The organism is Enterobacter sp. Ap-1006, assembly GCF_011752835.1.
Lineage (GTDB): Bacteria > Pseudomonadota > Gammaproteobacteria > Enterobacterales > Enterobacteriaceae > Cedecea.
This window is the reverse complement of the sequence record NZ_VWWU01000003.1, coordinates 946963-962603: the sequence shown is the minus strand read 5'-3', so window position 1 is coordinate 962603 and position 15641 is coordinate 946963. Positions and strand designations below refer to the sequence as shown.

Below are 15641 nucleotides of genomic sequence, written 5' to 3'. Positions count from 1 at the left end.
TCCCTTACAGGGAGAGGGTTAGGGTGAGGGTAAAACTTACTTCGCCGGAATCGCCTTCAGCTATTCAGGTTTTAAACGCAACCCTCATCCCGGCCTTCTCCTTGTAAGGGATAAGGGGAAAAACACGTTTTCGCTGAAAGTGAGGCAGACAAAGAAGGTCTCCTCTCTATTTGAGAGAAAGCGTCAGGGAGAAAGAGGAGCGTATGAAAGTAAGGCAGATAAAGAAAATCCCCTCTCCCTTACAGGGAGAGGGTTAGGGTGAGGGTAAAACTTATTTCGCCGGAATCGCCTTCAGCAGCTCGGTCAGCAGCGTCCAGTACTGGCCAACGCTCTCAATATGTACCTGCTCGTCCGGGGAATGTGGGCCGGTAATGGTTGGCCCGATGGAAACCATATCCATCTCCGGATACGGCTTTTTGAACAGACCACATTCCAGGCCCGCGTGGATAACCATGATGTTCGGCGTCTGGTTGAACAGCTTCTGGTAAGTCTCGCGCACCAGAGCCATTACCGGAGACTTAGCGTCCGGCTGCCAGCCAGGATAGCTGCCTTTCGCCACGGTTTTTGCCCCGGCCAGTTCACCCAGGGACTCCAGCACGCTAACCACGTAGTCTTTACCGGAATCGATCAGGGAACGAATCAGGCAGATAATTTCTGCACTGTCGTCGCTCATGGTCACGACGCCCGCGTTCAGGGAAGTCTCAACCACGCCTTTCACTTCGTCTGAGTTACGAATCACGCCGTTTGGCGTCGCGTTCAGCAGATGCAGGAAGGTATCGCGAGTTTTAGCGGTCAGCGCCTGTTTGTCAGACGTTGTGGCTTCCACCAGCACGGTAATGTTCTTCTCGACCGCAGACAGTTCATTTTTCAGAACGGCCAGGTAGTCGTTAGCCGCAGACTTCAGCTCGGCCGCTTTCGCCGCAGGCACGGCCAACGTGGCGAAGGCTTCGCGCGGAATGGCGTTACGCAGGGTGCCGCCGTTCAGGTCGAGCAGACGTGCGTCCAGTTCCGCGGCATGAGCCAGCAGGAAGCGAGCCAGCAGCTTGTTGGCGTTCCCCAGGCCCAGATGGATATCTGCGCCGGAGTGGCCGCCTTTCAGCCCTTTGATGGTCAGCTTGAAGGTGTCAAACCCAGCCGGAACGGCTTCACGCTGCAGCGGCAGCGTAGTGATAAAGTCGATCCCGCCCGCGCAGCCCATGTAGATCTCACCTTCCGTTTCGGAGTCGGTGTTGATCAGGATATCTGCCTGCATCCAGCCCGCCTGCAGGCCAAACGCGCCGTCCATCCCGGCTTCTTCGGTCATGGTCAGCAGCACTTCCAGCGGGCCGTGCGCCACGCTGTCGTCAGCCAGCACCGCCAGCGCGGATGCCATACCGATGCCGTTGTCTGCGCCCAGCGTGGTGCCGCGCGCTTTTACCCACTCGCCGTCGATGTACGGCTGGATAGGATCTTTAGCGAAGTCGTGAACGGTGTCGTTGTTTTTCTGCGGCACCATGTCGAGGTGCGCCTGAAGCGCCACAGGTTTGCGGGTTTCCATGCCCGGCGTAGCAGGCTTGCGAATCAGGATATTCCCCACCTGGTCACGTTCGACGTGCAGGCCCTTTTCTTTTGCCCAGGACAGGATGTGTTCCGCCAGCGCTTCTTCATGATAGGACGGATGCGGAATAGAACAGATTTTGGCAAAAATATCCCACAGCGGCTGTGGCGATAATTGAGACAATTCAGACACGTTGAGTCTCCCTGGAGTCGTTTTTTTGGCTGACCGGTTATGTTTTTGGCCGGGTTCAGATACACCACAAGCACGGCTTGCGCGATGTCCTGAGAATACCACTTTCTTTTGTTGCGTGAAGGCTGAATACGAGCAAAATCCGCTGCCAGTGGCCTGCGGCACTGGTTTTTAGTGCGTCAGATCTCTATAATCTCGCGCAACCAAAACTCCTTCGAATACTTTTTAAGCCGTTATTTACAGGCCGGGACACTTCACATGAGCGAAAAATACGTCGTCACCTGGGACATGTTGCAGATTCACGCCCGCAAACTGGCTCAGCGTCTGCTGCCAGCCGAACAGTGGAAAGGCATTATTGCCGTTAGCCGTGGTGGCCTGGTGCCGGGCGCGCTGCTGGCTCGTGAACTGGGTATTCGCCATGTTGATACCGTTTGTATCTCCAGCTACGACCACGACAACCAGCGTGAGCTGACCGTGCTGAAGCGTGCGGAAGGCGACGGCGAAGGTTTTATCGTGATCGATGACCTGGTCGACACCGGCGGCACCGCGGTAGCCATTCGCGAAATGTATCCGAAAGCTCACTTCGTCACTATCTTCGCTAAACCAGCCGGTCAGCCGCTGGTGGACGATTACGTGATTGATATCCCGCAGGACACCTGGATTGAGCAGCCGTGGGATATGGGCGTGGTGTTTGTGCCGCCGTTGGCTGGCCGTTAATCCCTCCATGATTTGAGCTTTGTCATTTATTTGGCGCCCGGCATAGCCGGGCGTTTGTGTTATTTGGACCGTATCAGGCTACAATAGCGACGTTTCTCGTATTCATGGAGGCAGTGAAACGATGTCGCAGGCCAACCTCAGCGAAACCCTCTTTAAGCCAAGATTCAAACACCCGGAAACGTCCACGCTTGTTCGTCGCGCGCGGCATACCGCCACGCCCGCGATCCAGTCCGCGCTGGACGGCAAAAACGTGCCCCACTGGTACCGCATGATCAACCGCCTGATGTGGATCTGGCGCGGGGTCGATCCGCGTGAAATCCTCGAAGTCCAGGCCCGGATTGCCTGCACCGAGGCTGAACGTACCAACGACGATCTGTTTGATACCGTGATGGGCTATCGCGGGGGGAACTGGATCTACGAATGGTCGAAGCAGGCGATGCTCTGGCAGCAGCGTGCCGGCCAGGAAACGGACGAAGAGAAAGTCGGCAAATGCTGGCTGCAGGCGGCGAACCTCTACAGCATTGCGGCGTACCCGCACCTGAAAGGGGACGCGTTGGCGGAGCAGGCCCAGGTGCTGGCTAACCGGGCTTACGAAGAGGCGGCTCCCCGGTTGTCCGGCGGGCTGCGCGAGCTTGAATTCCCGATGACCGGTGGCGGCACCATCAGCGGCTTCCTGCACATGCCTAAAGGGGCAGAAGGGCCATTCCCGACCGTGCTGATGTGCGGCGGCCTCGATGCCTTACAGAGCGATTATTACAGCCTGTTTGAGAAATATTTTGCCCCACAGGGCATCGCGATGCTGACCATCGACATGCCCTCTGTGGGCTTCTCCTCTAAATGGAAACTGACCCAGGATTCCAGCGTGCTGCACCAGCACGTGCTCAAAGCGCTACCGAATATACCGTGGGTTGATCACACCCGCGTCGCGGCGTTCGGTTTTCGCTTTGGCGCCAACGTCGCCGTGCGCCTGGCCTACCTCGAAGCGCCGCGCCTGAAAGCCGTCGCCTGCCTTGGGCCGGTGGTTCACGCCCTGCTGAGCGACCCGCAGCGCCAGGCCAACGTGCCGGAAATGTACATTGACGTGCTGGCGAGCCGCCTGGGCATGACCAGCATCTCCGACAGCGCGCTGAGCGTGGAGCTGAATCGCTACTCCCTGAAAACGCAGGGGCTGCTGGGCCGCCGTTGCCCAACGCCGATGCTGTCCGGCTTTTGGGAGAACGATCCGTTCAGCCCGGAAGAAGAATCCCGTTTAATCACTTCGTCATCTGCCGACGGCAAATTACTCCAGATCCCGTTTAAGCCGGTGTATCAAAATTTTGACAAAGCGCTGCAGGAAATTACCGGCTGGGTGAAACAAAGATTACGTTAAATATTTGCTAAATTACGGCGGTTTGCTAAAACAGTTGCTTCACAACAGGAGATCGTAATGACGTTACCGAGTGGACACCCGAAAAGTAGACTGATCAGAAAGTTCGCCTCGCTTGGCCCGTATATCCGGGAAGAGCAGTGTGAAGACAACCGTTTCTTCTTCGATTGCCTGGCGGTGTGCGTTAACGTAAAGCCCGCGCCGGAGAAACGCGAGTTTTGGGGATGGTGGATGGTGCTGGAAGCCCAGGAAAAGCAGTTTACCTACACCTGGCAGTTCGGCCTGTTTGATAAAGACGGCAAATGGACGGCAACCCCGGCAAAAGATAAAGAAGTGGATGAAAAGCTGGAGCAGACGCTGCGCGGTTTCCACGGACGCCTGAAAGATTTACTCGCCACCCTTGAACTTGGGCTGGTGCCTGCCGAGAACTTTGCGGAAAAGTCGCTTAAACTCTCCGCCTGAAAATAAAAAATCCCCGTCAAGCTGACGGGGATTTTTTTATCCGCAGTATCGCGAATTAGAACTGGTACACCATACCTACCGCAACAACATCGTCGTTGTTCAGCTTCAGCTTGTTGTTGTCGCTCAGCTGGTTGATTTTGTAATCAACAAACGCAGACATGTTTTTGTTGAAGTAATAGGTGGCGGCCACGTCGATGTATTTCACCAGATCCGCATCACCAATGCCTTCGATGTCTTTCGCTTTAGACTGCACGTAGCCCAGGGATGGACGCAGACCGAAGTCGAACTGGTACTGAGCGATGGCTTCGAACGCCTGGTTTTTATTAGCATAACCCGGAACGCTGCTGGCGGTACCCGCCAGGGAACCCGGGACGCTGATTGGGTTCATGTTACGGGTTTCAGCGTAGATGGTTGCCAGGTACACGTTGTTTTTGTCGTACTTGATGCCGGTAGTCCAGGCTTCTGCTTTGTCGCCTTTACCGTAAACGGCAGCTTTCTGCTCGTTCGTACGGTTAGAGTTGGCGTATGCTGCGCCCACGCTCAGACCGGTGTCAGCGATGTCGTAAGACAGGCTGGTACCGAAGCCGTCGCCGTTCTGGCGAGTTTTATCGCTGCGGGCGTTGTTGCTATCGGAACCGTTCTTGCCCTGGTATTGCAGAGCCAGCTTCAGGCCGTCAACCAGACCGAAGAAGTTGTTGTTGCGGTAAGTCGCCACGCCGGTCGCACGGCCGGTCATGAAGGTGTCGGTTCTGACGAAAGAGTCATCGCCGAACTCTGGCATCATATCGGTGTAAGCAGCGATGTTATACAGCACGCCATAGTTACGACCGTAATCGAATGAGCCGTAGTCACCGGCTTTCAGGCCTGCGAACGCCAGACGAGTTTTGGTGCCGGTAGAGTCGTTCTCTGCTTTGTTACCCGCAATCTGGTATTCCCACTGGCCGTAACCGGTCAGCTGGCTGTTAATCTGAGTTTCACCTTTAAAGCCCAGGCGAGCGTAAGTCTGGTCGCCATCGGAACCGGTGTTGTCGCTGAAGTAGTGTTCAGCTTTAACGCGGCCATAGATGTCAACCTTGTTGCCGTTTTTGTTATAAACTTCGGCTGCCTGAGAAGCAGAAGCAGCCACGATACCCATTACCACTAATGCCAGTGTGCTCTTTTTCATTTGTTATCCCAAGAATGATGAACGCTTGCAAAATTGATCCAGGAGTCGGGCTCCTGCTAAAAACAGGAAGGGTTTTATCGTTCTCAGATTAAAGATTTATGACAATTTAGGAGAAAGATTAAATAAACGTAATAAAGTTTATATGTCATAAAAATGTAAAATATATCCGCTATCCTCAGCGATCCTTTCTGGCTTATTAGCCCTTTTCCCACGCCGCCTGTTGGCAAGCCGCGCGACTCCTGTTACAACGTCATCTGGCTTTTTAATTTCCCCTTATTTGTAGAAACGGCAGAGAATCATGAGTGACAGCCAGACGCTGGTCGTAAAACTAGGCACCAGCGTATTAACCGGTGGCTCCCGCCGCCTGAACCGCGCCCATATTGTTGAACTGGTTCGCCAGTGTGCCCAGCTGCACGCGGCGGGGCATCGTATTGTGATTGTGACTTCCGGGGCGATTGCCGCCGGGCGTGAACACCTCGGCTACCCCGAACTCCCCGCCACCATCGCGTCCAAGCAGCTGCTGGCCGCGGTAGGGCAAAGTCGCCTGATTCAGCTCTGGGAACAGCTGTTCTCTATTTACGGCATTCACGTCGGGCAAATGCTGCTGACCCGCGCCGATATGGAAGACCGCGAGCGTTTCCTTAATGCCCGCGACACGCTCAGAGCGCTGTTAGATAACAACATCGTGCCGGTCATTAATGAAAACGATGCCGTGGCGACGGCTGAGATCAAAGTCGGCGACAACGACAATCTTTCCGCGCTGGCCGCGATTCTGGCCGGGGCCGACAAACTGCTGCTGCTCACCGACCAGCAGGGCCTTTACACCGCAGACCCGCGTAACAACCCGGCAGCGGAACTGATTAAAGAAGTGCACGGCATCGACGATGCGCTGCGCGCCATTGCGGGCGACAGCGTTTCCGGCCTCGGCACGGGCGGCATGGGCACCAAGCTCCAGGCGGCCGACGTCGCCTGCCGCGCGGGTATTGACGTTATCATCGCCGCAGGCAGCAAGCCCGGCGTTATCGGCGACGTCATGGCCGGCAACCCTGTAGGGACGCGCTTCCACGCGCAGCAGTCGCCGCTGGAAAACCGCAAACGCTGGATCTTTGGCGCTCCGCCTGCCGGCGAAATCACCGTGGATGACGGCGCGCTGTCCGCTATTCTGGAGCGCGGTAGTTCATTGCTGCCTAAAGGCATCAAAAGCGTGAGCGGCAACTTCTCCCGCGGCGAGGTGATCCGCATTCGCAGCCTGGAAGGGCGCGACATCGCCCACGGCGTTTGCCGCTACAACAGCGACGCGCTGCGCCGCATTGCCGGGCATCACTCCCAGCAAATCGACGACATCCTCGGCTATGAATACGGCCCGGTGGCCGTGCATCGCGACGACATGATTGTTAATTAAGGAGCAGACTAATGCTTGAACAAATGGGCAAAGCGGCAAAAGAGGCCTCTTACCAGCTGGCACTGCTCTCCGGCCGCGAAAAGAACCTCGTGCTGGAAAAAATTGCCGACTATCTGGAAGCTCGCTCGGAACAAATCCTGACCGCCAACCAGCAGGATGTGGACGAGGCGCGTAAAAACGGCCTCAGCGAAGCCATGCTCGACCGCCTGCAGCTCACCCCGGCTCGCCTGAAAGGCATCGCCGACGATGTGCGCCAGGTATGCAGCCTCGCTGACCCGGTAGGGCAGGTGATCGACGGCGGGCTACTGGACAGCGGGCTGCGCATCGAGCGACGCCGCGTGCCGCTCGGCGTGGTGGGCGTAATCTATGAAGCTCGCCCGAACGTGACCGTGGACGTCGCCTCTCTGTGCCTGAAAACCGGCAATGCGGCAATTCTGCGCGGCGGGAAAGAAACCTGGCGCACCAACAACGCCACGGTGGCGGTGATCCAGCAGGCGCTGGAAGAGTGCGGCCTGCCGAAAGCGGCGGTTCAGGCGATTGAAAACCCGGACCGCGCGCTGGTCACCGAAATGCTGCGCCTCGACCGCTACATCGACATGCTGATCCCTCGCGGTGGCGCGGGCCTGCATAAACTTTGCCGTGAACAGTCGACGATCCCAGTGATCACCGGCGGCATCGGCGTGTGCCACATCGTGGTGGACGACACCGCCGAGATTGAACCGGCGCTGAAAATCATCGTGAACGCCAAAACCCAGCGCCCGAGCACCTGCAACACGGTGGAAACGCTGCTGGTGCACCAGGCGATTGCCGACCGCTTCCTGCCTGCGCTGAGCAAGCAGATGGCGGAGTCCGGCGTGACGCTGCATGCTGACGAGAAATCGCTGCCTGTGCTGCAAACCGGCCCGGCGGCGGTGGAAGCGGTGAAAGAGGCGGATTACAACGACGAGTGGCTGTCGCTGCACCTGAATGTGAAAGTGGTGGCTGACCTGGACGACGCCATCGCTCATATTCGCGCGCACGGCACCCAGCATTCGGACGCGATTCTGACCCGTACGCTGCGAAACGCCAACCGCTTTGTTAACGAGGTGGATTCCTCCGCCGTCTACGTCAACGCCTCAACCCGCTTCACCGACGGCGGCCAGTTCGGCCTTGGCGCGGAAGTGGCGGTCAGTACCCAGAAGCTGCACGCCCGCGGCCCGATGGGGCTTGAAGCCTTAACTACCTACAAGTGGATCGGTTTCGGCGACGACACTATTCGTGCGTAATTGAAGACAGGGTGATGTAAAAACCAGCAGTCAGTTTGATAAGTGGTTGACGCATCACCCAATCTTCCCTAACCTTTTACACCGCAGCCACGCTCGTGGCGCGTCCGGAAAGCCGATATAGCTCAGTTGGTAGAGCAGCGCATTCGTAATGCGAAGGTCGTAGGTTCGACTCCTATTATCGGCACCATCATGTACTTTTTCCTTATAAATCATAAAGTTAGATAGAAATATCTCTACTTCATTGTATCTATAATGGTCGGTGAATCTATCCCATAGCATACTCACTAAGCATTTAATCCTGATGTATTGGCAAGACTGAGCCTTCTTAACTGCCGATGTAAACAGGTCTATGATGGTGCGTATCTGTAAACGATATACAGGCTTTACCAGCGTTTCAGCCGCTCTACCATGAGGATACTCCAACCCTGAAAGGCACACTGTTATCCTGATAAGTTAGCTGGTCTGTACATAAGCCGTCTGAGGCTGTCGCTTTGCTCCGTTGGTCGCTAGTACCACCAACGGGGATTAATGGCTTCTATTGTCTTTGAACATTATGAAGAATGAATTTTTTAGGTTTTAAGTTTATTTCGGCTAATTCAAATCTATAATATTTTGACCTGCGGCCTGTTAGCAATACCTGAGGGACTGGAGGTTAATAATGTATAGCCTGACTGGTTGACTTTGAAACCCGATTCTTGTTTTGTCCAATAAATCGATAATCTCCACAATTAAGAGGTCAGTTCTGTATCTATGTGGCAGTTACAGGCATGTTAGTGCAGAAGCAATACGACTTCATTTCGAGGTTAATTACCTAACAGAGATTTTTATACCTTAAAACTTCACCTCTGGTTCAGTATGCTTAACAAATAGTTATTTTTATTTAAATTAACACATTTATTTCGAGTACATTTTGGTTTTAACCCTCTCAATTTAGAAGTATCATTTTAAGATTAATGTACTTCCTTCTCCCATTCGCCATTATCGGTGTATGTGAATAATTTATTATTAAGGTTAATGCTCATGGAGTTATGGATACTCATAGCAGCGATTTATTTGATTTACTTGTTGTTTTTCAAGAAGAAAAAACGTAAGGCTGCTATCTCGCATAGCTCTACTCCTTCGACAGCACCGCCAAAAGAATGGCTTGCAGACATCAAGAAAAAAGAGACGGTTGTGCGAAACGATGATAGTGAAGACGATAACCTTGCAACTTTTACATTGAGCGGCGACCGGGGTGTTGAAGTTCGGGTTACAACCAATCATTACCGGAATACCTCAAAGTCAGCAGGTGCACTAGCTCGATGGGTACTTCCGGGTGAGATGATAACTGTAGCTGGTGTAGCAATTAGCGGTGGCCACATTTACGTGGGGCAACGTATGAGGCCCTCCGGTCAGGAATCCGGCGGCTATTATGACGATGGAAGTGAGGCATCATTAATTGATGACACTTGTAAGATAAAACCCACTTCTTATCTTTACGAGGACGGTTCATTAGGATACTGGCCCAGTTTTTCCTCTCTTTCCCCAGAAGCACGCGGTGCGTATGTCAGTTGGCTTGCCAGCGATAGGTCTGATCCATCGTGTCCTATCGGCTATGTTTTTATCTACCTCTACGGCCTGGAAAGAAAAGCGCTCGTAGATTCCACTGACCCAAAATTCCCTGATGCTGAGTTCCGTAATTTGTTCAATGAAGTCGCTCGGTTAAGATCGGTTTTCATTGAGAATCGCTCATTCTGTGGATATTCGGCCCAATTACTCGAAGCCATGTCTATTCTGCGCCCGAACATGGGCTTAGCCACTGAGCTCGATAGCGATTCAGGTTTCAGCAACAGCATGCAATTTAAGCTGGCTCTGGCAAAAACTGTGCATGAAGGAGTTCCTGTATCAGCTGAGCTGGCGTTGAACTGGGTAATAAACCATACTGAGTATGCGCTGCGTACACCGGCTCGCCGCTGTGCTAAAGAGTTTGCTGCGCTTTTCAAACGGCGTTACACCATCAAATATGGTGAAGGGATGGTCGTTAAGGCGAATAAAACGCGCCTACGTTTAGATTACACTCCTGCAAGTCCTAGTTTACGAGGCGTCCGGCTTCCTGTTCCCGACCTGCCTGATCCAAGTGCGTTGAAGAGCCCTGTCCAGAAAATTATGGCTCTTGCCGACATATGTACGGATGAACTTGATGCTTATAGTCGCTACCTTGGTAGGAAAGGTACGTCAGTCAATGATACGGCTGCAATTATGTTGCTCCCTTCAGAGATCGTTAATGAAAGCGCAGAAAAAATATTAAGCGCATTCAAACGCTGGGCTGATGAGGCGATCCTCGTCAAGGAGGGGTTAGTCTCAGTTGCTGACTTTTGGGCACATATGAATGCCAGTTGCCCCAATAAGATCAATAAAAAAGAGGCCGATTTGATGCAGGCCTTTGCTCTGAAGATGGGTTACGGTCTGGCACCTGACCCGTATTATCACCATGTGAAGGCGGATGTTGATGGGACACTTGTTCTATTCCCTGCCGCCGAAGATGGACGCTTCTCACCTTCTCCTGAATTTATCTCAGCCGTAATGACGCTCAGATTAGGGGCGATGGTCGCCTTGATTGACGATTCTCTTGATCAAGCTGAACAGAAAGTGCTTGAGAATGCCATCAACAACAATCCTGGCTTCACCGATGATGAAAAACGTTCTCTACATGCGTATTTAACGTGGCAACTTCATACCCCAGCCAATATGACAGGAATGAAAAGCAGGATTGAGTTGATGGGGGCCGCGGAAAAAGCTGCTGTGGGTAAGGTTATCGTTAGTGTTGCCTGTTCGGATGGGACGATAGCGCCTGCCGAAATCAAACAGCTTGAGAAGATTTATTCAAGTTTGGGGCTGGATCCCTCATCTGTCTCGAGCAATATCCATCAGCATTCCGCAGCTGAACATGATCTCGTCTCGTCTGTACCAACTGATCAGACAGCAGCTGGGTTCACACTGGATGCTAATGTACTTGCCCGCCACGAATCTGCCACGGATGATGTTCGCAAATTGCTGAACACAATTTTCACCGAAGAAGAACCGGAAGAGCCAGAAAGTGCTCCAGCCTCATCAACGGAGGCGGGGGGGCTTGACTCCGCACATAGCCAGCTTTATCGCAGTTTGCTGGAGAAAGAACAGTGGTCCCGAAAAGAGGCGACAGAATTGTGCGGAAATTTGAATTTGATGCTCGGCGGTGCGCTTGAGGTGATCAATGACTGGTCCTATGCGGTAGTTGATGCTCCAGTACTGGACGATGCCGATGATGATATCTGGGTTGACCTGGAAATTGCCAAAGAATTAGAGGGATAGTGAATGTCTGTAACACGTATAAGAGTGAAAGAACGTGACGCTATTATTCAGTCACTTAAGTCAGGTGTAACGCCAAGGATAGGCATTCAGCATATCCAGGTTGGCCGCGTGAATGAGATCACCGCTCTCCACCAGGATATTGAGAGGATTGCTGACGGTGGTGCAAGCTTCAGACTAATCATCGGTGAGTATGGTTCTGGTAAAACGTTCTTTCTGAGTGTTGTACGCTCTATTGCGCTAGAGAAGAAGCTGGTGTCAGTCAGTGCAGACCTTTCTCCTGACAGGCGCATTCACTCATCGGGAGGTCAGGCTCGTAATCTCTATTCTGAGCTTATGAAAAACATGTCCACCAGAAACAAGCCGGATGGTAATGCGTTACTTAGCGTTGTTGAAAGATTCGTTACGGAGGCAAGAAAGGAAGCGGACACGGACGGCTCCGAGGTTTCATCAGTTATTCATAAACGCCTGACAGCTCTGTCAGATATGGTGGGTGGATATGACTTTGCGAAGGTCATTGATGCATTCTGGCGCGGGCATGAGCAGGATAACGAAACGCTAAAATCCAATGCTATTCGCTGGTTGCGGGGAGAGTACACCACCAAAACTGATGCCCGTAACGATCTCGACGTTCGGACTATTATCTCAGACGCATCATTCTATGATTCTTTGAAGCTGATGAGCCTTTTTGTCCGACAGGCAGGCTATGCCGGTCTTTTGGTCAGCCTCGACGAAATGGTGAACCTCTTTAAGCTGAATAATACGCAAGCAAGAACAGCGAACTACGAACAGATTTTGCGGATCTTGAATGACTGCCTGCAAGGCTCAGCTGAGAACATTGGTTTTATCCTCGGGGGTACGCCAGAGTTTCTTTTCGATCCGCGTAAAGGTCTTTACAGCTATGAGGCCCTCCAGTCGCGTCTGGCGGAAAACCGGTTCGCGCAAAAAGCAGGAGTGATTGACTACTCATCCCCCACTTTGCATCTTGCCAGCCTCACCCCTGAGGAACTGTATATTTTGCTGAGAAATCTTCGTCATGTTTATGCAGGCGGAGATCCAGAGAATTATCTGGTACCAGATGAGGCACTGACTGGATTCCTGCATCACTGTAGTAAAACCATTGGAGACGCTTACTTCCGTACCCCCCGTAATACCATAAAAGGCTTCCTGGACATGCTGGCCGTACTCGAACAAAACAGAACGATGAACTGGCAAACATTAATCGAGGGTGTGGCGATTGAAGTGGACAGACCTAGCGATATGGATGACGCCATTATGGAGGAAAGCGATGACGACGACGGACTGGCGAACTTCAAACTATGAGCAGTGCCTACGATAGCCTCGATCCCCGCGTCCGTAAGTGGGTTTACAAGCAGGGGTGGTCTACATTAAGGCCCTTGCAGGAGAGTTCTATCCCGGCAATTTTAGCCCGTGATCGAGACGTGCTAATCAGTGCAGGTACAGCAGCGGGTAAAACAGAGGCTTTCTTTCTTCCTGCCTGTTCGGCAGTTGCAGATCTCACGAATGGATTTGGCATCGTCTATATCAGTCCGTTGAAGGCATTGATTAACGATCAGTACCGTCGTCTTGAGAGCCTTGGAGATGCATTGGAAATGCCAGTGACTCCCTGGCACGGGGATGTACCACAAAGCAAAAAGAAGAAGGCTCGGACGAACCCTGCTGGCATTTTACTGATTACACCTGAGTCACTTGAGTCTTTGCTCATAAATTCAATGGGCTGGCTCAAACAGGCATTTTCTTCAGTCGCATACATCGTTATTGATGAGTTTCATGCTTTTATTGGCTCAGAGCGTGGTGTACAGCTGCTTTCTCTGCTCAATAGAATTGACCATGTGCTAGGTTGCCAGGTAAATCCAATTCCCCGCGTTGCGTTGAGTGCTACGCTGGGTGAACTGGAGAAAGTGCCCGAAATGTTGCGCCCGGACAAACGACTCCCCTGCGTAACTGTTACAGATAGTAATAGCACGGCCACTCTTCAGGTACAGGTCAAAGGGTACCTGGAGCGAGTGATCCAAAAAGAGGAAGAACTTCAGAGTTCAGCTGAACATGACGTTTGCTATGATATTTTCAGACTTTGCCGTGGCGATTCTCATTTGGTCTTTGCAAACAGCCGAAAGCGCACTGAAAGCATTGCGGCAACGCTGAGCGACATGTGTGAGGAACAAATTGTTCCGAATGAATTTTTCCCCCACCATGGTTCCCTTGCCAAGGAATTACGTGAGGCGCTTGAATCTCGTCTTCAGAAAGGAAATTTGCCCACTACAGCTGTTTGTACAATGACGCTTGAGTTGGGAATTGATATCGGTAAGGTTAAGTCGGTTATCCAAGTTACCCCTCCGCATTCTGTTTCCAGTTTGCGCCAGCGTATGGGGCGTTCTGGGCGACGCGATTCCCCATCAATACTCAGAATGCTAATTACAGAAAATGAGCTTACTGTGAGTAGCAGTATCGTTGATCACCTACGACTCCAGTTGGTGCAGTCGATGGCAATGATCAGGTTGATGATCTCTAAACAATGGTTTGAGCCTGCCGATTCCCGGCAGATGCATTACTCCACGCTGCTACACCAGATTCTTGCAATTACCGCACAATGGGGTGGAGTTCGTGCCGACCAGCTCTGGACACAACTATGCCAGACAGGGCCATTCAGAAATGTAGATTTAAACGATTTCAAAAGCCTGCTTAAACATATGGGAGCATGTGGCCTACTCACTCAACTTGCTAGCGGCGAAATGGTTGTTGGGGCAGAGGGGGAGAAACTGACTAACCATTACACTTTTTATGCTGTGTTCAATACACCAGAAGAGTTCCGCATTGTCACTGGAAACAGAACCCTTGGAACAGTGCCAGTGGACTCTCCTCTGCTACCAGACCAACATATCATCTTCGGTGGGCGACGCTGGAAAGTGACAGAAATCGAGACAGAGAAAAAAGTTATCTATGTAGAGGCGACCAAAGGCGGTCAGCCACCACAATTTAGTGGGGGAGGAATGTCTGTCCATGATGCCGTTCGTCAGGAAATGCTTGCTATCTATAGGGAAGGTGATTACCGCATAGCAATAGGTAGCAAGAAAGTAGATTATGCCGATACTACCGCCAGAAACCTATTTGCGGAAGGCTGTAGTAACTTTCAGCGTTATAACCTGCAAAATGAGTATTTTATTACGAGTGGGCAACACTGTTACGTAATTCCCTGGATGGGGGATAAAGTTGTGAATACGATTACAGCCTCGCTCATACGTTGTGGTTTTAAAGCTAATTCATTGGCTGGAATTATAGAAATTGACGGCTCAAGTGTCGCTTCTGTTCAACAGGCACTTAAAGGTATGCTGCTGTCAGGCTTGCCTTCAGCGTTTGATCTTGCTGTAAATGTTCCAGAAAAGTACTTAGATAAATATGACGAATACTTACCAGAGTCTCTGCTTGCGAAAGGATTTGGAGAAAAAGCGTATGACATTGAAGGTACTTGTATTTGGTTGAACCAGCACCTTCAGTAAACTGGCTAAGCAATAAGGGACTCTGTTCCCTCTGAAGATTGGGGCCGGTTGATGATATCAATGTTCGCTCTTGGCTCGGATCTGCCAGAAATCGAGGCCATAAGGTCCGCTTTGAGCGAAGTACATGACAGGAGCTCGTAATCGAGCTGAGTACTTGTGGCGGTTCTACTATTCAATTTTCCCTAAAGACTGGCTGCAGGATGCCGATAAATCTTTCTGAAAGTATTGCTAGCTCTCTTCCCACTAAATAATCGCAGGAAATATAATGTTATGAAAATTAAAGGTATTCAGAAGAAAGATGTATTGCTGTGTAAGTGCTGTCAGTTGCCATCTGAACAATGCAAAAACCGCTCGAAACAATTAAACGGTTAAAAAACGGCCACCGGGTGTGGCCATTTTCATTCTTAAAAATATTTACTGCGTGCTTTCTTTATAACATTTTGACGGACATTCTGTAGTAATTCGTTTACACAGGCCTCATCATGAAGAAAGAAAATGTCTACGGTTGTGGAGGTAGTCCAATATCTGGATTAATCTGCCCAGTGTTTTGAAGTCAGTACATTATGAGGCTGTCTATTTGTGGCATGATAACGATTCTAAATTGGAAATATTTACAGGTGATTTAAAAATTTGTTGGGTAATGGTGGGGGGAAATAGAACTATTTTAATTACTTCTAACTATTGTTTTCTAGT

At 51.6% G+C, this 15641-nt stretch carries 10 protein-coding genes and 1 tRNA gene; 9 read left to right on the top strand and 2 right to left on the bottom strand.

Features of this window, described 5'->3' with window-relative positions; all coding sequences use genetic code 11:
• Nucleotides 1-271 precede the first annotated feature (271 nt).
• A complete protein-coding gene (pepD, locus tag F3J28_RS12695) occupies nt 272-1729 on the bottom strand; it encodes a beta-Ala-His dipeptidase (RefSeq protein ID WP_166876396.1) in 1458 nt (485 codons plus the stop codon).
• 255 nt (nt 1730-1984) lie between these two features.
• Between pepD and gpt the strand changes: the two genes are divergently transcribed.
• The 3 genes from gpt (at nt 1985) to crl (ending at nt 4271) form a co-directional block, all read left to right on the top strand.
• Nucleotides 1985-2443 (top strand): xanthine phosphoribosyltransferase, encoded by a 459-nt coding sequence (gene gpt / locus F3J28_RS12690; RefSeq protein ID WP_008457349.1) that lies wholly within the window; start codon nt 1985-1987, stop codon nt 2441-2443.
• A 121-nt stretch (nt 2444-2564) separates the two neighbouring features.
• Nucleotides 2565-3812, top strand: a complete 1248-nt coding sequence (frsA, locus tag F3J28_RS12685; RefSeq protein WP_166876394.1) for an esterase FrsA — start codon at nt 2565-2567, stop codon at nt 3810-3812.
• 57 nt (nt 3813-3869) lie between these two features.
• Nucleotides 3870-4271: a sigma factor-binding protein Crl gene (gene crl / locus F3J28_RS12680; RefSeq protein ID WP_008457351.1), complete on the top strand. Its 402-nt coding sequence runs from the start codon at nt 3870-3872 to the stop codon at nt 4269-4271.
• A gap of 55 nt (nt 4272-4326) precedes the next feature.
• Here crl and ompC read toward each other — a convergent pair whose 3' ends face one another.
• Complete coding sequence (gene ompC / locus F3J28_RS12675; RefSeq protein WP_166876392.1) at nt 4327-5436, bottom strand: porin OmpC; 1110 nt, start codon at nt 5434-5436, stop codon at nt 4327-4329.
• Nucleotides 5437-5734: 298 nt separating this feature from the next.
• Between ompC and proB the strand changes: the two genes are divergently transcribed.
• The 6 genes from proB (at nt 5735) to F3J28_RS12645 (ending at nt 14948) form a co-directional block, all read left to right on the top strand.
• Nucleotides 5735-6838 (top strand): glutamate 5-kinase, encoded by a 1104-nt coding sequence (gene proB, locus F3J28_RS12670; RefSeq protein ID WP_008457354.1) that lies wholly within the window; start codon nt 5735-5737, stop codon nt 6836-6838.
• An 11-nt stretch (nt 6839-6849) separates the two neighbouring features.
• Complete coding sequence (gene proA / locus F3J28_RS12665) at nt 6850-8103, top strand: glutamate-5-semialdehyde dehydrogenase (RefSeq protein ID WP_166876389.1); 1254 nt, start codon at nt 6850-6852, stop codon at nt 8101-8103.
• A 111-nt stretch (nt 8104-8214) separates the two neighbouring features.
• Nucleotides 8215-8290 (top strand) — tRNA-Thr (locus F3J28_RS12660).
• Between the two features lie 833 nt (nt 8291-9123).
• Nucleotides 9124-11433: a tellurite resistance TerB family protein gene (locus F3J28_RS12655; protein ID WP_166876387.1), complete on the top strand. Its 2310-nt coding sequence runs from the start codon at nt 9124-9126 to the stop codon at nt 11431-11433.
• A 3-nt stretch (nt 11434-11436) separates the two neighbouring features.
• A complete protein-coding gene (locus F3J28_RS12650) occupies nt 11437-12753 on the top strand; it encodes an ATP-binding protein (protein ID WP_166876384.1) in 1317 nt (438 codons plus the stop codon).
• A complete protein-coding gene (locus F3J28_RS12645; protein WP_166876381.1) occupies nt 12750-14948 on the top strand; it encodes a DEAD/DEAH box helicase in 2199 nt (732 codons plus the stop codon). Before F3J28_RS12650 ends, F3J28_RS12645 begins: the two co-directional genes overlap by 4 nt.
• Nucleotides 14949-15641: the final 693 nt, after the last annotated feature.

Bases quoted from the DNA above. Each gene is read 5' to 3' on its own strand.
- F3J28_RS12645 (WP_166876381.1), top strand. From the start codon at position 12,750: ATGAGCAGTGCCTACGATAGCCTCGATCCCCGCGTCCGTAAGTGGGTT.
- gpt (WP_008457349.1), top strand. From the start codon at position 1,985: ATGAGCGAAAAATACGTCGTCACCTGGGACATGTTGCAGATTCACGCC.
- crl (WP_008457351.1), top strand. From the start codon at position 3,870: ATGACGTTACCGAGTGGACACCCGAAAAGTAGACTGATCAGAAAGTTC.
- proA (WP_166876389.1), top strand. From the start codon at position 6,850: ATGCTTGAACAAATGGGCAAAGCGGCAAAAGAGGCCTCTTACCAGCTG.
- frsA (WP_166876394.1), top strand. From the start codon at position 2,565: ATGTCGCAGGCCAACCTCAGCGAAACCCTCTTTAAGCCAAGATTCAAA.
- F3J28_RS12650 (WP_166876384.1), top strand. From the start codon at position 11,437: ATGTCTGTAACACGTATAAGAGTGAAAGAACGTGACGCTATTATTCAG.
- F3J28_RS12655 (WP_166876387.1), top strand. From the start codon at position 9,124: ATGGAGTTATGGATACTCATAGCAGCGATTTATTTGATTTACTTGTTG.
- proB (WP_008457354.1), top strand. From the start codon at position 5,735: ATGAGTGACAGCCAGACGCTGGTCGTAAAACTAGGCACCAGCGTATTA.
- ompC (WP_166876392.1), bottom strand. From the start codon at position 5,436: ATGAAAAAGAGCACACTGGCATTAGTGGTAATGGGTATCGTGGCTGCT.